Annotated in this window: 15 protein-coding genes, 1 tRNA gene and 4 pseudogenes; 12 read left to right on the forward strand and 8 right to left on the reverse strand. The window is 68.7% G+C overall.

From position 1 onward, the window contains the following. Nucleotides 1–16: 16 nt before the first annotated feature. The 3 genes and pseudogenes from ACFC8N_RS17435 to ACFC8N_RS17445 form a co-directional block, all read right to left on the reverse strand. Nucleotides 17–482 (reverse strand): annotated as a pseudogene (locus tag ACFC8N_RS17435) (NAD(P)-dependent oxidoreductase); the annotation flags it as partial. Between the two features lie 367 nt (nt 483–849). Next, entirely contained in the window at nt 850–1,272 is a 423-nt protein-coding gene (locus ACFC8N_RS17440; RefSeq protein ID WP_362820419.1) for a VOC family protein, read from the reverse strand. Nucleotides 1,273–1,350: 78 nt separating this feature from the next. Beyond that, a complete protein-coding gene (locus ACFC8N_RS17445) occupies nt 1,351–2,193 on the reverse strand; it encodes an NmrA family NAD(P)-binding protein (RefSeq protein WP_376288670.1) in 843 nt (280 codons plus the stop codon). Between the two features lie 110 nt (nt 2,194–2,303). Here ACFC8N_RS17445 and ACFC8N_RS17450 point away from each other — a divergent pair, with 110 nt between their 5' ends. The 3 genes and pseudogenes from ACFC8N_RS17450 to ACFC8N_RS17460 all read left to right on the forward strand — a co-directional run bounded on the left by ACFC8N_RS17450 (nt 2,304) and on the right by ACFC8N_RS17460 (nt 4,526). After that, on the forward strand, nt 2,304–2,426 hold the full coding sequence (locus ACFC8N_RS17450) for a hypothetical protein (RefSeq protein ID WP_362820421.1): 123 nt from the start codon (nt 2,304–2,306) through the stop codon (nt 2,424–2,426). After that, nucleotides 2,413–3,791, forward strand: a pseudogene (locus ACFC8N_RS17455) (IS1380 family transposase). The gene ACFC8N_RS17450 and the pseudogene ACFC8N_RS17455 overlap by 14 nt, the downstream one beginning before the upstream one ends. A gap of 417 nt (nt 3,792–4,208) precedes the next feature. Continuing rightward, nucleotides 4,209–4,526: a hypothetical protein gene (locus ACFC8N_RS17460; RefSeq protein WP_362820423.1), complete on the forward strand. Its 318-nt coding sequence runs from the start codon at nt 4,209–4,211 to the stop codon at nt 4,524–4,526. Between the two features lie 489 nt (nt 4,527–5,015). On the opposite strand, the gene ACFC8N_RS17465 is transcribed toward ACFC8N_RS17460, so the two are convergent. Together ACFC8N_RS17465 and ACFC8N_RS17470 are read right to left on the reverse strand one after the other, a co-directional pair. After that, complete coding sequence (locus tag ACFC8N_RS17465; RefSeq protein WP_376288671.1) at nt 5,016–6,101, reverse strand: alpha/beta fold hydrolase; 1,086 nt, start codon at nt 6,099–6,101, stop codon at nt 5,016–5,018. 286 nt (nt 6,102–6,387) lie between these two features. Beyond that, nucleotides 6,388–7,095, reverse strand: a complete 708-nt coding sequence (locus ACFC8N_RS17470; RefSeq protein WP_376288672.1) for a maleylpyruvate isomerase family mycothiol-dependent enzyme — start codon at nt 7,093–7,095, stop codon at nt 6,388–6,390. Between the two features lie 433 nt (nt 7,096–7,528). On the opposite strand from ACFC8N_RS17470, the gene ACFC8N_RS17475 reads away from it, so the two are divergent. The 6 genes from ACFC8N_RS17475 to ACFC8N_RS17500 all read left to right on the forward strand — a co-directional run bounded on the left by ACFC8N_RS17475 (nt 7,529) and on the right by ACFC8N_RS17500 (nt 12,761). Continuing rightward, on the forward strand, nt 7,529–8,359 hold the full coding sequence (locus ACFC8N_RS17475; RefSeq protein WP_376288673.1) for an enoyl-CoA hydratase/isomerase family protein: 831 nt from the start codon (nt 7,529–7,531) through the stop codon (nt 8,357–8,359). Nucleotides 8,360–8,599: 240 nt separating this feature from the next. Continuing rightward, on the forward strand, nt 8,600–8,926 hold the full coding sequence (locus ACFC8N_RS17480) for a winged helix-turn-helix transcriptional regulator (RefSeq protein ID WP_376288674.1): 327 nt from the start codon (nt 8,600–8,602) through the stop codon (nt 8,924–8,926). A gap of 681 nt (nt 8,927–9,607) precedes the next feature. Further along, nucleotides 9,608–10,210, forward strand: a complete 603-nt coding sequence (locus tag ACFC8N_RS17485; protein WP_376288675.1) for a TetR/AcrR family transcriptional regulator — start codon at nt 9,608–9,610, stop codon at nt 10,208–10,210. Next, on the forward strand, nt 10,207–11,085 hold the full coding sequence (locus tag ACFC8N_RS17490) for an alpha/beta fold hydrolase (RefSeq protein ID WP_376288676.1): 879 nt from the start codon (nt 10,207–10,209) through the stop codon (nt 11,083–11,085). The genes ACFC8N_RS17485 and ACFC8N_RS17490 overlap by 4 nt, the downstream gene beginning before the upstream one ends. 104 nt (nt 11,086–11,189) lie before the next feature. Next, nucleotides 11,190–11,987, forward strand: coding sequence for a class II aldolase/adducin family protein (locus tag ACFC8N_RS17495; RefSeq protein ID WP_376288783.1), 798 nt, complete (start codon nt 11,190–11,192; stop codon nt 11,985–11,987). 342 nt (nt 11,988–12,329) lie between these two features. Beyond that, complete coding sequence (locus ACFC8N_RS17500; protein ID WP_376288677.1) at nt 12,330–12,761, forward strand: acyltransferase family protein; 432 nt, start codon at nt 12,330–12,332, stop codon at nt 12,759–12,761. Nucleotides 12,762–13,266: 505 nt separating this feature from the next. Here ACFC8N_RS17500 and ACFC8N_RS17505 read toward each other — a convergent pair. The 3 genes and pseudogenes from ACFC8N_RS17505 to ACFC8N_RS17515 form a co-directional block, all read right to left on the reverse strand. Then, nucleotides 13,267–13,351 (reverse strand) — tRNA-Leu (locus tag ACFC8N_RS17505). A 177-nt stretch (nt 13,352–13,528) separates the two neighbouring features. Further along, a pseudogene (locus ACFC8N_RS17510) lies at nt 13,529–14,495 on the reverse strand (aldehyde dehydrogenase family protein); the annotation flags it as partial. Beyond that, nucleotides 14,496–14,744, reverse strand: a pseudogene (locus ACFC8N_RS17515) (IS5/IS1182 family transposase); the annotation flags it as partial. It abuts the pseudogene before it with no gap. Nucleotides 14,745–14,952: 208 nt separating this feature from the next. Between ACFC8N_RS17515 and ACFC8N_RS17520 the strand changes: the two are divergent. Genes ACFC8N_RS17520 through pqqE form a run of 3 tightly spaced genes read left to right on the forward strand, consistent with a single transcriptional unit; the run spans nt 14,953 to nt 17,167 of the window. Beyond that, nucleotides 14,953–15,111, forward strand: a complete 159-nt coding sequence (locus ACFC8N_RS17520) for a hypothetical protein (protein WP_376288678.1) — start codon at nt 14,953–14,955, stop codon at nt 15,109–15,111. Then, nucleotides 15,096–15,785 (forward strand): pyrroloquinoline-quinone synthase PqqC, encoded by a 690-nt coding sequence (pqqC, locus tag ACFC8N_RS17525; RefSeq protein WP_376288679.1) that lies wholly within the window; start codon nt 15,096–15,098, stop codon nt 15,783–15,785. Before ACFC8N_RS17520 ends, pqqC begins: the two co-directional genes overlap by 16 nt. Next, complete coding sequence (pqqE, locus tag ACFC8N_RS17530) at nt 15,782–17,167, forward strand: pyrroloquinoline quinone biosynthesis protein PqqE (protein WP_376288680.1); 1,386 nt, start codon at nt 15,782–15,784, stop codon at nt 17,165–17,167. Before pqqC ends, pqqE begins: the two co-directional genes overlap by 4 nt. Nucleotides 17,168–17,189 lie beyond the last annotated feature (22 nt).

Consider the following 17,189-nt stretch of genomic DNA (forward strand, 5'->3'; position numbering starts at 1 on the left):
ACCCGCCGGCTGTGGCTCAGTGCTGCGTTACAACGTTCTCCAGTGGCTCTCCGTCGGCGAAGCGGCCAATCTGGGAGCACAGCAGCCGCTTGACTCTCGGCAGGAAGGCGGAGGTCTTGTTGCCCATGTGGGGGCTGATGAGCGCCCCCGGAGCATGACATAGCGGGTGGCTTGCGGGCACCGGTTCGGGTCGGTGACGTCTAGCGCGGCACGCAGCCGTCCAGCTTCGGCTCGGTGAGCAACGCCTCGGTGTCGACGACGCGGCCGCGCGCGATGTTCACCAGCAGGCTGCCGTTCCACATGCGTGCCAGGAAAGCGGCGTCGACAAGGTGGATGGTGGCGTCCGTGAGGGGCGTGGCCAGGTTCACCGCGCCGGCGCGTGGGAGCAGGTCGGGTAGGTCCGCAAGGGCCTGAACGGGGCCCAGCGGTGCACTTCGAGCGGTTCGTGCGACCCTCAGCACGTCGCACTCGAACGGCGTGAGTATCTGGCCCACATCTCGCCCTACCTGACCGACCGCATCCGCCGCTTCGGCGAGTACTCCACCCACGTACTCGGCATCCCACCCGAGGCGTACGACCCGTCCCTGGATGTCGACTTCAGCCCGCTGCACGGCGACGGTCCCGGCGCGAACGACTGTGGCCAGGCGGCCTGACCACGCCGCACCCGGCCACTTCTCCAGCGCCACGCTTACGCACGGTCACCAACACGGCCGGCCGACTGGATGTGCATCTCGCCGTACTCGCGTGGCCGTCGCAGCTGGGGCAGTCGGAAGTGCAGCCGGAGGTCGAGCAAGTCGGCGCATTTCATCCGGCTGCACTTCTCGTACAAGGTGAGGAGGCAACTACCTGTCAGGCTGGGCGCTTTGGATTGACGGTCTTGTTGACGAACTCAAGTCGGTTGCCGTCGAGGTCAGTGACATTCGCGGCGTAATATCCGGGGCCGAAGTGCGGACGCGGACCCGCTCCACCGTCATCCTGGCCGCCAGCGGCCAGGGCGGCAGAATACGCAGCGTCTACTTCGGCCGGACTGTCGGCGACGAGGCCGAGGTAGAGGCCGGTCTCACCTGGCTGCCGCTCACGCAGCCAGATGCTGGCACCGACAGCTTTACCCGATCCATAGACTTGATCGCAGAGTCCGAAGAGGCTGGGGACACCCGGAGTGTCCGATTCGTAGGAACCGATCTCTTTCCACCCAAGCGGCTTGAGCGCCGCGAGATAGAAGGCGCTTGAGCGCTTGAGATCGCTCACCGAGATGTACACGTGATCAATCATTGTGGTGTCTCCTTCGGATGTGTCCCGCAGTCAGCGGGCTTGCTTCGTCTCTCGTGCCACCGGGGCGGCGCCGGCCCCTTACGAGGTCCAGACGCGGGCGTTACGCTCGGCGAACTCGCGGAACGTGGTGGCCGGCCGCCCCGTGACCTTCTCGATGTCGCCGGTGGGCGTGGCTCCGCTGCCCGCGATGATGGCGCCGGTGAGCCAGCGCATGATCACGGCGAAGTCGGCGGGGACGCCCGCGGCGAGCGCACCGGAGATCCATGCCTCCTGGTCGATGTCGTGGTAGGCGACGGGGTGGCCACTCACGGCAGCGATAGTGCCCGCGACCTCGCGGAAGGTGAGGGCCTGCGGGCCGGTGAGCGAGTAGGTGGCGCCGGCGTGGGTTTCGGGGTCGAGCAGCGTCTGGGCCGCGACCGCCGCGATGTCGGAGGCGTCGACGAAGGCCTCCCTGCCGCCGGCGCTCGGGGCCGTGATCACTCCGTCGATGACCGGGAGGTGGTCGTCGGCGAAGTTCTGCATCACCCATGCGGGGCGCAGGACCGTGTGGGTAATGCCGGGCCGGGAGGCCAGGTCGGCCTCGACGGCCGCGATGTCGATCCCGGCCGGCGCCTGGTCGGCGTTGTGGACGCTCAGATAGGTGACGTGGCGCACGCCGGCCGCCTCGGCGAGGTCCAGGAAGGCGCCGACCTGGTCGGCGTAGCTGACGCGCATGGTAGGTGTCACCAGGTACAGGCGGTCGACGTCGGCCAGGGCGCCGGAGTGGGTGGCCGGGTCGTCCCAGTCGAACCGGACGTCCGCTCCGGTGCGTGCCGCGGTACGGGGAGCGACCCCTCGCTGGGCGAGGCCCTCGGCCAGCAGCGAACCAGTCCGGCCGGTGCCGCCCAGAACGAGTGCGGTGGGGCGTGTTTCGTTGTTCATGACTCCACGCTAGAAGTCCTGAGCAAGGCACTCCATGCGCGTTGCGCTCGATTCTTTACTTGATGCTCTCGCGCCTTGACCGTGATACTCCTACTGGCCAAGCTGATCCCATGGACCTGCTGTCTGACCACCTGGTGCGGGCGCGCGCCACCGGCGCGGTGTTCGCGCGGACGGTCGCCGAACCACCGTGGGGACTGCATCTTGGCGGCTCGACACAGGGTGAAGAAGCGTAGCGGGTCGTATCCGCGTGTTGGTGTCGAGGGCGGCGGCCGTGGGGTGGTCTCGCAGGCCGGGTCGGTGCTGCTGGTCGAGACGGTCCGCAAGTCCGGCTTGGACACTGCGATATCGGCGGCGCTGGCGCCGTGGCGCAAACCGCGGGCGGTGCACGACCCGGGCAAGATCTTGCTGGATGTGGCCCTGGCCGTCGCATTCGGCGGAGACTGCCTGGCCGACGTCGGCATGCTGCGGGCCGACCCCTCGGTGTTCGGGCCGGTGGCTTCTGATCCGACGGTCTCCCGTCTCGTCGATGCACTCGCCGCGTCCGGCCCGAAGGCCCTGGCCGCGATCCGGGGCGCACGTTCCCAAGTACGCGGGCGGGTCTGGGACCTGGCCGGTGAGAGCAGTCCGGCCGCCGACGGCAGCGTCATCGTGGACATCGACGGTGTGCTGGTGCTCGCCCACTCCGAGAAGCAGGACGCCACCGCGACCTGGAAGAAGAGCTTCGGCCATCACCCGCTCGTCGCGTTCGTCGACCACGGCCCATCCGGGTCCGGGGAGCCGGTGGCCGCCCTGCTGCGGTCGGGCAACGCGGGCTCCAACACCGCTGCCGACCACATCGAAACCCCCAACTCGCCCTGGCCCAACTGCCCGAACGCCTGCGGCGGGGACGGCAGACACTGATCCGGACCGACTCCGCCGGCGGCACCCACGCCTTCCTCGACTGGCTCTCCAGGCGGGGCCGGTGGCTGTCGTATTCCGTCGGAATGACCATCACCGACGCAATCCACCAGGCCGTGCTGAGGATCCCGAAGAAGGCATGGACGCCGGCCTACGACGCCGAAGGGACCGAGCGGCCCGGCGCCTGGGTCGCGGAGATTACGGACATGCCCGACCTCTCCTCCTGGCCGAAGGGCATGCGGCTGATCGTCAGAAAGGAACGCCCGCACCCCGGCGCCCAGTTGCGCTTCACCGACCTCGACGGACTTCGGCTGACCTGCTTCGCGACCAACACCGCGGGCGGCCAGCTCGCCGACCTCGAACTGCGCCACCGCAGACGGGGCCGCTGCGAGGACCGCATCCGAGGCGCCCGCGACACCGGCCTGCGCAACCTGCCCCTGCACGACACCGCCCAGAACCAGATCTGGCTGGAGATCATCTCCCTCGCACTCGACCTCCTCGCCTGGATGCCGATGCTCGCCCTGACCGGCCAAACCCGCGGCTGGGAACCGAAGAAGCTCCGCCTGCGCCTGTTCTCCGCCGCCGCGCAGCTCGTGAACACCGGCCGCCGCCACTGGCTCCGCGTCACCGCCCGATGGCCCTGGACCGACATCATCACCCACGCCATCGGCAGGCTCCACAGCCTCCCGAACCCCGGCTGACCAGCCACTTCAACCGTCCCGACAACCCGCACCACCACACCGGCGAAGTGGAACCCGGCGCCCACCCGACGCGACAACCGGGCCCTCAACCTGCCCCACCCCCGAAAAGACCCCACCACACAGACACAGAGTCCCCGTCAGCAAGCTGACGGGGACTCACGAACGATCAGGCTAAGGGGAATCTCGAATTCCAACAGGATCCGAAAGTCCCTTCCCTGGAGTTGACCGAACCGTGTGCAAGCGCAACGGCAGTTCGCAGCCGTTCGAAAATCGGATAGCTTGATCGCGATCATGAGTATGATCAAACCGTCGCTGTTCGCATACGAGTTCAGTGGCGAGTTCGCGTGGAGTCCGTTCGATTAACGGAAGACCGGATTCCGATCACAAGTCCACCCCCCAATAAACACGGAGACAACCATGTCCCGCATACGTTCCTTCGGCCTCGCCTCAAGCGCCATGGTCATCGCTGCCGGTGCCATGCTGTTCGCGGCGCCCAGCGCCAGCGCCGCGTCCAACTGCCACGCGTACAACCGCAGCGACGGCGCCGGCATCGGCTGGTGCGACTCCGACAACGGCCGCTGGCGAGTCCACGGCTACTGCGCCAACGTCGACGGCGTGCGCGGCCCCTACGCCGGCACCGAGGGTGGCCGCCAAAACGGTCAGGAATGGGCTTCCGTCCTCGACTGCGGCATGGGCGGCGGCGCCGTCAACATGTGGGTCGAAGTGACCGGCTGATCGACCCGGAACCGTGTGCAGAGCCCGTCGAATAGAGAGATGTCGGCGGGCTCCTGCGCGTTGTTCCCTCGTTCATGCCGACGGTGGTATCGGGGGTGGATGTCTGTCACGTAAAGGGCTCTGGCTCGTAGTCGGTGGTAGCGGTGGGTGACGAGGGCTATTGGAGCAGGATGCGGTGGCGGAGGAGGGGGAACCCAGCGCGGCCGTGCATCTGCCTCGTGATCTTCTTGGTGCGGGTGTTGACGCCCTCGGTGCGGCCGTTGTGAAAGGGCAGGGTTAAGACGTGTCTTGCTCTGCTGCGGGTTGGAAGTTGGTTACGGACGAAGGCCTTGGGGTTCAGGTCGCACGCGGTTGCGATCGGGACGTCGAGGTGCCCGGGCCGGGGAAGTGCACGTGGCTGGTGGGGCCGAGCGGGTCGAGGGCGCGCCGCGCTCGGCCCCGCTGGACGGGGTCATGTGCAGAGAGGCCCGAACCGGTCCTTACCCCGGATCAGGCGGCGGTGTGCGCTACGCGGTAGGGGACCAGGAACGGGGTCAGCGCCGCCAGCATCTGCTCGGGTGCCTCTTCGGCGACCCAGTGGCCGGTGTCGGGGATGACCACGGTCTGCACGTCGTGTGCAGCAGCCTTCATGGTGACCCCGGCTCCGTCGGCAATGCTGAGCGCTCCGCCGATTGCCAGGACGGGCATGGTGAGCAAGCCGGACTTCTGGCGTTCCAGGTTCTGCGCAAGCGTGGTGTCGAACGCGCGGTAGAAGCTGAAGCTGCCGCGCAGCGCGTCGCGGTCGGAGGCAAGGGTGCTGATGTAGTAGTCGACGGCGTAGTCGGGCAGCTTCTTCGCAGCGTTGATGTCGAACTCGAAGCCGAAGAAGATGCCTTCCCGTCCTCTGACGAGCAGCTCGTTTATCGTGGCGAGGCGGTTGAAGCCAATGTGCCAGATCCGGTCGTTGAGCCACTCGGGGCCGAAGGCCGGCGGCGAGGTGCTGATGCCCGGGAGGGGCGCCTCGGCGACGACCAGGCGGTCGACCCGCTCCGGGTGGTCGGCGGCCAGGGCGTAGGCGATCGGCATTCCGGTGTCGTGGCCGACGACGGCGAAGCGCTGGTGGCCGAGCTCGTCCATCAGGGCGGCCAGGTCGTCGGCGAGGGTGGCGGTGTCGTAGCCGTCCTGGGGCTTGTCGGTCAGGCCGATGCCGCGCTGGTCGACGGCGATGACGGTGAAGTCCTTGGCCAGGGTGGGCATCAGCAGGCGCCAGGCGTACCAGGTCTCGGGCCAGCCGTGGACGAGCAGCAGGGCCGGTCCGTGGCCGCCGATGACCGCGTGCTGGCGGATTCCGTTGGCCTGGATGAACCGGCTGGTGAAGGTGTCGGTGAACCCGGCCGGGAGATGGGGCGCCTGCGAGACGCTGCCGAAGCCGTTCACGCTGCTGCCTGTCGGCCATCCGCGGCGGGATCCCGCCTCGGCTGCCGCAGCGGACTGGGCGGGGAGCACACTGAGGGATGCTGTGGTCGCCGCGGCCGCCGCTGCGACCGAGGTGGCCAGGAATTTCCGCCGGGAGTGCGGCGGCAGTATTTCGAACACGGTAGACCTCTTTGGTTGTTTGGGATGTAAAGGCGAGACGCCGAAGGACGGGTGTGTCTGTCCACTCGGTTCGTCCCTCGATGCGCCTTGCGCCGGGAAACAGCAGCATTACGGCGCAGGTCCGGACTTGTTGGGCACAGAATTGTGGAATCCACGAGTCTTGATCTGTCGGCGCCGTTCTCGGACGCGGTCCGGCGGATCGTCGCGCGGTTCTGCGCACACGGCTTCGTGCTCCGGTTCCGCCTCGGGACAGCTGGGGGTGCCGACGACGGAAGAGCAGGGCCGGTCAGAGTGTCAACGTGGCCGTCAGCAGGGCGTTGGCCGCGGCGATGTCACCGCTGATCCATTCCGGGTTTGCGGGCTGCCGCTTCCACAGGGCGAGTAGCAGCTCGGCTGCGGGAGCCTTCACCGTGGCCGCTGCGGGCCCCGAGTCCACCGGCAGGGTCTGCGGCATGTCGCCGGGCTGGATCAGCCAGCTGTGTCCGGTGTCGGTGGTGTGAAGCGCCACGGGTGCCGGCAGCGGCTTCTGCTCGCCGCTGCGCCAGACCCTGGGAACCATCACGGCGAACACCTCGTCGATGCCATCGGCGGCGATCAGCGGATCGACGTGCACGTCGGCGCCGGTGGCCAGCTGGGCATCGACCAGGTGGACCGCCGTGTCCTGGGCAAAGCGGCGGAACCAGAGCGCCGCCACCGCGTCTTCGAAGCCGAACGCCCAGGCCGGTGTGGTGGGGTCGGTCTCCTCCAGGGTGGCCAGGATTGCGGCCGCGCCCCCGGCGTACCAGTCGGCGATCTCCTGCCCGGCCGGCGGGGCGAACTGCTCGCCGGGCAACTGCCCGGTCTGCAGCAGGGCCGCCGCGAAGCGGGATGCCTGGCCCAGATGGATGCCCAGGTCGTGCATGCTCCAACTGCCACAGGTGGCCACCGGGGTGGCCGGGTCCGCGATGCGCAGCAGCTGCTCTAGTGCCGCCGCCTCCTTACGCAGGGTGGCCAAATACGTGCCGGTAGCGAGAGGCAGCGGAGCGGGGGGCTGATTCAAGGTGACCTCCGGTAAGGCGGGACCTGATGACGGCGGTTGCCTCGGCCGCCAGGGAACGAGACCTGCTTCAGGAAGCGATCGGGTGAACACCGCCCCTGGGGCCGGTAGGAAGCATGCACAGCAGGCTAGTGTTTTGCAAGTCAGACCTTCCCGGCGAGCTCGGTGACGGACACGAAGGGCAACCTCCGACTCCCCCGTTCGGCCCGACCGAGGTTTCGTTCCGCTACTTCGACACCGGCCAGCCGTGCCCGCAGCCTGCGACCGGCAGGACCAGCGCCAAGCCGCACGGGGTGCCAGATCTCCGCCGCAGCCAAGCACAGTCGATCGGTGGCGACCCTTCGTCCACCATGGTTGACTTTTAAAATTATAGTCAGCTACGTTGCGACGCATGACAAACGCACAGCAGTTCCACGTGGCCGAAGCATCGCCGTCCTACTGGAAGGTGACCTTCTCCAACGGCCCGATCAACCTCATGGACGTGGACACCATCGAGCAGCTCGGCGCGCTGGTGGACCGCATCGAGCAGGCGCCTGACCTGACCGTGGTCGTCTTCGACAGCGACAACCCCGACTTCTTCATGGCGCACTTCGACTTCCTGGCGGATAAGTCGCGCATAGCCGCCATGAAGCCCGGCCCCACAGGACTCCACCCCTACGCGGACAACTTCATCCGCCTCGGCAGGGTTCCGGCCGTCACGATCTCCGCGATCAAGGGACGCGCCCGGGGAGCGGGAAGTGAGTTCGTGCTGGCAACGGACATCCGTTTCGCCGGACACCGCGCGATCCTGGGGCAGTTCGAGGTCGGTGTCGGGGCCGTGCCCGGCGGAAACGCGACGGGGCACCTGGCCAGGCTGGTGGGCCGAGACCGCGCGATGGAGATCCTGCTCGGGGCCGACGACTTCCCAGCGGAACTGGCGGCAGAATACGGCTACGTCAATCGCGTCCTCCCCGAGGGCGAGCTGGACGATTTCGTCGATGCCTTCGCCCGCCGTATCGCAGGGTTCGACAAGGTCGCCGTAGCCGGAACCAAGGCCCTCATCGACGAGAGCGCCCGGATTCCGGACGAAGAGTTCGGATCCGCCCTGTCCGCCTACTTCCAAACGGTAGGGCGGCCCGTGAACGAACACCGCGTCCGGCGCCTCTTCGAAGGAGGCCTGCAGAAGCCGGACGGCATCGAACTCGACCTCGGCAAGCAGGTCGCAGAGAGCAACCGAAACTGACACCTGCAACACAGCGCCCAGAGCGGGACCCGGCCCTCACCGAAGCCGGCGAAGTCCGGCATGAGTGAGCACGCCAGGCGACGTGGAAACCACAGCCCGGACAGCGCCTCTCCGAGATCGCCGTAACCAGTCCCGGCCGAACCCTGGGCAGCGTCCGACCTGGGGTCCGGTCGGCCGACGAGAAGGGAGGAAGGTACGGCATCCGACGAACCGTGGTGCTCCGTACAACGCAGTTCGCAAGTGCTCGGCGAGCGCTGGAGCCTGCTGATCATCCGCGAGATCTTCAGTAGAAGACACCGTTTCACCGAAATCCAGTCGGCACTGGGAGTCGCATCCAACCTCCTCACCACCCGCTTGAAGAAGCTGGTGGACGCTGGAGTCCTGCGAAAGCAGACCTACCAGGAGCCCGGCATCAGAAGCCGCATCAGATACCACCTCACACCAGTCGGCGAGGAGCTGCTCATCGTCCTTGCCGTCCTGCCAGTGAGGGGAGCGCCACTGCCCACGTCCATCCGGACCCACCGTCCTACGCCGCCGACGCTCGTCCGGCCTCTCCGTGCACATTGACCTCATCTCCGACACCAATGGTCATGAGATCCCCCCTCGCGGATCTCGACATGGTGAGCATTCAGCGTGGCTGACCGTTCCCCTTCTGCCGGTGTTGACACTCCCGATCACGTTGACCGTGCGGGCGAATCGGCAAATCCGCGTCGGAACAGCAGGTACTGCGACTAAAAAGACCATGCAGCGTGAACGCGCGACGAAGGGCCTCCGCTCCGCCCGCTGGGCGGGCCAAGAGGTTCCTGTCCGCGTTGAACGGCATCTCCCCGCACGTCCAGCCCCGCCGTCACCTGATGACCGCCCCCCCCGATCGCCGAGCCGAGATGAACATCCGCTTCGCGATCTGGGAGCACATCATCGGCGCGGTTGGTCGGCCCACCACAGCCTGAGCAGCGAGTCGGAACCCGGCCGCACCACGCCTCGACGCACCGTCAGACATCCACACAACCGACACGTGACAGCGCCCGAACACGCCCTCACCGTGACCGGTTGCGCCGACAGGCGGACTACCTGGCCCGATGCAGCCTGCTCGGTTCGAAGAGCGTCCTCGGCCGCGAACACTGCCGTCGAGGGCCTTGCGCCACCGCCACCCTCATTGGATAGTGCTCCCTATCGGATAGGAGTCCCTATCCGATAGGGAGCACTATCCGGCAGCGTCGAGCGCCTTGACGCGAACAGGTGGGATGCATGACACAACGCGTGACCAAGAGACGACGGGAGACGAACGAGCGCCTGCTCGACGCAGCCGAGCAGGCCTTCGCCGAGTGCGGGTTTCACGGTGTCTCGATCGCGGAGCTGTGCGCACGGGCCGGCTACACGACCGGCGCGTTTTATTCGAACTACGGATCCAAGGACGAACTCTTCCTTGCGCTGTTCACTCGACGCTCCGAGATCGTCCTCAAACAGCTCGGTGAGGCGGTGGACCAAGCCGTCGTCTCCGAGCAACCGGTCGCCACGTTCATCGAGCTGGCGAGCGTCGTGGACGAGGAGACCCGAACCTGGTTCCTCATCTCCACCGAGTTCACGCTCCACGCCATCCGCAACCCCGAGGCGGCCAAAGCCCTCGCCCGCCACGACGCTGCGATCCGGGCGGCAATCGCGGAGCTGCTCGCACCACTCCTCGCGACCACACCAAGCAACGTGACCGAGACGGATCTCGACATGCTGCTGCGCCTCGTCGTCGCCGTCCGGGAAGGCGGACTCGCACAAAGCCTGGTGGAACCGGCAGCGCTCCCGCACGGCGAGTTGGAGCGCCGGTTCCTGCCCGCACTGTTCGGAGGGCTCCGATGACGGCCAGTATCGAGCAATGGTGGTCCGAAGGGGAACTGGTCCCGCTCGCCGTCGCCGGAGTCCCCCGCCAGGTGTTCGTCCGCCGCATCGGCAGCGGCCCCGTGATGACCCTGCTCCACGGATTCCCCAGTTCGTCACATGACTGGGCCCAGGCGGTACCTGTTCTCGCCGCTCGCCACACCCTCCTCATACCGGACTTCCTCGGCTTCGGCGCGAGCGAGAAGCCGGCCGATCACGACTACTCGATCCACGAGCAGGCCGACGTGGTGGTCGCGTTGTGGCAGCACGAGGCGGTGACCTCGACGCATCTGGTGGCGCACGACTACGGGGCCACCGTGGCGCAGGAGCTGCTCGCGCGCAGTGCCGACGGGTCATTGAGGAGTCGGATCACGAGCCTGACGCTGCTGAACGGCGGCATCTACCCCGAACTCCACCGACCGGAAGCGGCCCAGACGGCGCTGCTCGACCCGGAAACCGGCCCCCAGCTCAGCGCAGCACTGACCGGCGAACTCATGGCCACCGCCCTCTCACCGACATTCGCCGAGCACTACGACCCAAGCGCCGACGCAGCCGCGATGTGGAAGAGCATGAGCCACGGTGACGGCCACCTGAACTCCCACCGGCTGATCCACTACATCACCGACCGGACTGCCCACCGCGACCGATGGGTGGAAGCCATGGAGATCAGCGATCTGCCCAAGACCTTCATCTGGGGCCTGCGCGACCCCGTCGCGGGCGCCCACATCGCCGAGCGGATCGCCGAACGCATGCCGAACGCGACACTCCACGCCCTTGCGGACGTCGGACACTGGCCCCCGCTGGAGGCGCCGCAACGCGTCGCGTCACTGATCCTCGCCACGGCAGGAAACGGCTGAACTCCGCACGGATCCCTGTGACCGCGCTCACGGCTTGACCACGTCTCCACACATCGAAAGGAACGAAGACCATGACGATCACGCAGCAGCGCCACGCCCCCGAGATGCTCGACCTGATCCGGGCCAACGTCGGCCCGATCCCCGACGACTTCGATCTCCCGCTCCCGCCCACGGGGCTTTCGGTCGAAGAGGAGCGCGAAGTACGCAAGCAGGAACTCGCCGCCGCCTTCCGGGTTTTCGGCAAGCTGGGCTTCTCCGAGGGGGTCGCCGGGCACATCACTGCCCGTGACCCCGAGTTCCCCGACACGTTCTGGGTCAACCCGTTCGGGATGAGTTTCCATCAGATCAAGGTCTCCGACCTGGTCCGTGTCGACCATGAAGGCAATCTGCTGCACGGCAAGCGCCCGGTGAACCGTGCTGCCTTCTGCATCCACGCCGAGGTCCACAAGGCCCGCCCCGACGCCGTCGCCGCCGCACACGCGCACTCCCTCCACGGCAAGGCGTTCTCAGCACTCGGAATCCCGCTGGCACCACTGACCCAGGACGCCTGCGCCTTCTTCGAGGACCAAGGCCTCTACGCCGACTATCGCGGAGTCGTGAGCGATGCCGACGAGGGGCGCCGCATCGGCGAGGCACTCGGCTCGGCGAAGGCCGTCATCCTGAAGAACCACGGCCTGCTGACCGTCGGTCAGTCCGTTGCCGCCGCCGCGTGGTGGTTCATCACGATGGAACGGTCGTGCCAGGCGCAACTCCTGGCCATGGCCGCCGGCACCCCCGACGAGATCGACCGGGAGACCGCGGAGCAGGTCCGCACACAGATCGGCGGGCCCCTCGCGGGCTGGTTCCAGTTCCGTCCGCTGTGGGACCAGATCATCGCCTCCTCGCCGGACCTGTTCGACTGAGGCTCCGACCGAGCAAGACCGGCCAGCCTGGCCAGAACCGACCGGGCGCGGGTCAAGACGTTGATCGGCCGGCTGTTCCACGTCGCCTGCACCGTCGAGGGCACGTGGCGGTTGCTGTAGCGTCATGGCTGAAGCTGGTGTCGCCGTACGTGTGAACGCGGCTCTGACACGCAATGCCTGCCCCCTGTCGGGGAGTGTGGGGCCGACCCCACAGGCCGGGCCCACGCTCCCGAGCATCCCGTGCCTGTCCGCACGCCCCGTCAAGTTCCGGCCCGTCTCATCGGCATGGATCCGTGTTCCGCATCGCAGGGACACCCTCCGCCCGGCGGACAGTCCAAGGGCATGACGCACAACTCCACGGCCTCCCGCCTGCTGCGGGACAGTGAGCCCGACCTGCAGGCCAAGGGGTCGCCACGGCGCGGCCGCGATGCGAGCGCATCGCCTGGCGGCCGTCCGACGAATCCTTCCGTCCGGCACGACATCCAGGGGCTGCGCGGGCTGGCCGTCACGCTCGTCGTACTCGCGCACGCCGGAATCCCGTTCATTGCCAGCGGCTACGTCGGAGTCGACGTGTTCTTCGTCATCTCCGGTTTCGTCATCACCTCGGGCCTGCTCCGGGAGGCCGGGCGGACCGGCTCGCTGTCGTTGCGGCGCTTCTACCGGCCTTGGACCAACCGAACAGCCAGTATCGGTGAGATTGATCTTGGTTCCGTAGCAGGTCAGACAGGGGTCACTGGCGGCGGCGGTCAGCCGGGTCGCGCCTCCCGCAGGTAGACATCGTCTACCAGGCCCTGGATCAGTGGATCGCCCGGGCCTTCGCCCCCGACCGGCTCTCCGCCACCATCGAAGCGCTCACCCACGCAAGCGCCGCAGCAAGCACCGCAGAGCCCCAGACCCCCGAGCAGGCCCAAGCACGCCAGGCGATCAAGGAGTGCGAGCGGCGCCTCGCGCGCTACCAGTCAGCCCTCGACGCGGGAGCCGACCCCGCCGTCGTCACCCAGTGGATCAACGCGGCCCAGCGGGACAAGGACGCGGCGCACCGCAGAAGAAGCTCGACGCGCACCCCACCGTCCCCCGGAAGAAGCAATCCCCGCTCGACGCGCGACAGATCCGGGAGATCACTGAGAGTCTTGGAGATATTGCACAGCGCATCCAGATCGCCGCCGTCGAGAAGAAAGGTCCGCTCTACGACGCCCTGGGCATCACAATCAGCTACGAACACGCAACGAGGACCGCGACCGTAAGATCGAGGCCCTCGTCATCATATCGTCAATCGTTGTGTCCGAGGGGGGACTTGAACCCCCACGCCCGATAAAGGGCACTAGCACCTCAAGCTAGCGCGTCTGCCATTCCGCCACCCGGACTAGGTGTCTGCCGCCTTGCCGGGATCGTTCCCCGCGGCGACATGGACAACAATACCAAGGTTTCGGAGTGCCTTTCACCTGCGTATCCGTGCCCTGGGCGGCGGCCCGGGCCGGCCGGGCCGCCGGGATCGCCGGCGGTATACAGAATGCGAGATCCTGTGTACATGGTGCAATGAATCAGGGCATGAGCTGGTACTTCGGGAAGTTCCCGGGCGGCCGCTCCCCCGCCGGCCCTCGGGTGACGGCACGCACCAGGAGATCGCCGCCGACGAAGGAGCCGCGCCACGAGGCACCGAAGCCGCCGAACAGTTCGTCGCGGTCGCTCCGGGAGCGGGGCACGCCGTGCCCGGTCTTGAAGGCGCGGATCTGCGGCGCGAGCCGGTCGTAGACGGTCCGGTCGTCCGTGGCGAGGGTGGCAACCAGCGCCCCGTTGGACGCGTTCATGGCGGCCAGCAGTTCGGCCTCGGTGTCGACGAGGACGATCGTGTCGACCGGCCCGAAGGGTTCCGCGTGGTGCAGCGGGACGAGGGCGGCGGATTGAGGAGAGCCACCGGGTGGACGTACGCCGTCGCGTCCTGCCCGGGCAGGAACCGCGCCGGGTCCGGCCAGCCCCGGTGCAGCGGTACGGCGCCCCGGTCCACGGCCTCCGCTACCTGGTCGGTGAGTTCCTTGGCCTTGGCCGCGTGGATCAGGGGGCCGAAGTCGAGGTCCGGGAGCGGGCCGGCGGGGGCCGCCACAGCGAGGGGGTGGCCGACACGTACGGCTCGGACCGCCGGGAGATAGCTGGCGAGGAACGCGTCGAAGAGGGAGCGCTGGACGACGAAACGCGGGTAAGCGGTACAGCGCTGTTTTCCGTAGTCGAAGAGCTTGGGGATCACGGTGCCGAGCCGGTCCCAGCCGGAGAAGTCCCAGATGCCCCAGGTGTTCAGGCCCTCCTGCTCCAGGATGTGCCGTTTGCCGAGGTCGGCGACGGCGGTGGCGACGGCGGCACCGGTGTCGCGGCCGCCGACGAAGGACACGCAGCCGATCTCCGGCGCCCGCACCAGCGCCTGGCTCAGCTCCCGGCCGCTGCCGCCGACCAGGGTGAGGGACACGCCTTCGCGGGCGGCCAGCGCCGAGGCGAGCGTGAGCAGGCCACGCCGCCGTGCCGGTTCCCGCCGGTCAGCGACACGGCGAGCGGAGTACCGTGGCGGTCGACGATCGCATGATGCCCCCTGCCGGGGCGGCTGCGGTCGACCGGCGACGGTCCGGTGTGAGCCCCCCTCTTCAGCGCCCTCACGTGCGAGCCGTCGATCGCGCAGTCGTCCATCTCCAGCAGCCCGGCCCGTCGCAGCTCGACGAGCAGGGCCGCATGGAGGCGGGGCCATACCCCGGCCTCGGTCCAGTCCCGCAGCAGCGGTGCTGCTGCCGGAACGGATCTGGCAGGCGGTCGCCGCGCACCCCTAGCACTCAGTGGGCGCCCGGGATGGAGGGCCGTCACCCGTTCGGGGGTGCTCAACCGGCGGCCGGGCGGGAGGGCTCGTAGCGTCCTGCCGTAAGGACGCGTGCCGCACCGGCAGTCCCGCGGGTCCGCTCCCGCCCCGCTCACCAAGGAGGCACCTGTGACCGCCACCCGCACACAGCGCCCCACCCCTACGGCGCCCCCGGTCCGGCGGGCCGCAGCCAAACCCGCTTGGTCGGCCCCGGTGGTGGAATGCCACCGCACCGGCGCCGAGGTCACCGCCTACGCCGGACAGACCGCCCCATGGCGCAAGCGCTGACCCGCGAGCGGTTCGCCGCCAGGCTGTACGACCTGCGCGGACGGTACTGGGACAGCCATCCGTTCCACCAGCGCCTGCACTCCGGCGACTGCACGCCGCCGGAGTTGCGGCGCTGGGTCGCCAACCGCTGGTACTACCAGCTCTGCCTCACCCGCAAGAACGCCGCGATCATCGCCAACTGCCCGCTGCCGGAGGTCCGCCGGGTCTGGGTCGAGCGGCTCGGCCAGCAGGACGGCACAAGCGACACCGAGGGCGGGCTGGCCGACTGGCTGGTGCTCGCCGAGGCGGTCGGCCTGGACCGCGCGGAGGTTCTCGACGAGCGGCACGTCGCCCGTGGGGTGCGCTTCGCCGTCGACGGCTACCTGCACTTCTGCCGGACCAGACCGTGGACCGAAGGTGTGGCAGCGGCGCTCACCGAGATGTTCTCGCCGGACCACATGGCTGCCCGCGTCACCGCCTGGCGGCGGCACTACGAGTGGATCGACCGGGCCGGCTACGCCTACTTCGAGCGCCGCATCCCGGTCGCCCGAAAGGACAGCGCCCGCACCCTTGAGCTCGTCCTGGACCACTGTGTCACCGCCGAGCAGCAGCAGGCCGCTATCGCCGCCCTGGCCTTCAAGTGCGAGGTCCTGCACGCCATGCTGGACGCGGTCGACTACGGGGCCGCCCGGTGAGCACCGCTGGCCCCGCCGTGGTCCCCGGCCTGCGCAAAGGGGTGCGGCTGGTGCACGACCCGGTCCGGAACCAGGCCGCGCTGGTCTACCCCGAGGGCGTGCTGATGCTCAACGACAGCGCGGCCACCGTACTCCGGCACTGCGACGGACGCCGGGACGCGCGAGCGATCACCGCCCGGCTCCGCGACGAGTACGACGGGGTGGACGGCGAACAGGTGGACGCACTGCTCGCCGATCTCGCCGAACGGCGGCTGCTCGCCCTGGACGGCACCGGCGCACCCGCCCGCCCCGTCGCCGCCGCCGGCCCGTCCGGCACCGCCGTACACGCGCCCGCGCCGCTCGGCCTGATCGCCGAACTCACCTACCGCTGCCCGCTCCAGTGCCTCTACTGCGCCAACCCGGTCGAACTGTCCCGCTACCGTGACGAGCTGGAAACGGAGCGTTGGCTGCGCCTCCTCGGCCAGGCGCGGGACCTGGGCGTGCTCCAGGTCCACCTCACCGGCGGCGAACCGCTGCTGCGTCGCGATCTGACGGTCCTCGTCGACCGGGCCCGTCGGCTGGGTCTCTACACCAACCTGGTCACCAGCGGCATCCCGCTGGCCGCCGGGCGGGCCGCCGAACTCGCCAACGCGGGCCTCGACCATGTGCAACTGTCACTCCAGGACGCCGACGCGAGCCGCGCCGACGCCGTCGCCGGGCTCACCGCACATGACCGGAAACTCGCCGCGGCACGGCAGTTCACCGACGCCGGACTGCCGCTGACCATCAACGCCGTGCTGCACCGGAGCAATCTGGCGCGGCTCGGCGACCTCTCCGACCAGGCGGTAGCGCTGGGCGCCGACCGGGTCGAACTCGCGCACACCCAGTACTACGGCTGGGCCTGGCGCAACCGCGCCCACCTCGCGCCAAGCGAGGAACAGGTCCGGCAGGCCGAGCGGGACGTCGCCGCGGCCCGGGAACGCCACATCGAGCGGGCCGAGATCGTGCTCGTCGCCGCCGATCACCACGCCGGCGAGGTGAAGCCGTGCATGAACGGCTGGGGAGAGCGTCAGCTGGTGGTCGCGCCCAATGGAGACGTGCTGCCCTGCCTCGCCGCCGCTCAGCTGCCTGGTCTGCCGGTGCCCAGCGCGGTCACCGGGGATCTGGCGGCGATCTGGCATGACTCGCCCGCCTTCAACCGGTTCCGGGGCACCGCCTGGATGCCGGAGCCGTGTCGCAGCTGCGCACTGCGCGAGGTGGACCACGGCGGCTGCCGCTGCCAGGCCTTCCAGTTCACCGGCGATCCGGCCGCCACCGACCCGGCCTGCCCCCTCTCGCCGCACCATCACCTGGTCACCGACCCGATCCCGGCCGACACCCCGGCCCCCAGACGCTTCCGCTGAGTCGCGTCCGGGAGCCGGGATT

Origin of the sequence: Streptomyces sp. NPDC055966 (assembly GCF_042269865.1) — a bacterium.
In the GTDB taxonomy this organism is placed as follows: domain Bacteria; phylum Actinomycetota; class Actinomycetes; order Streptomycetales; family Streptomycetaceae; genus Streptomyces.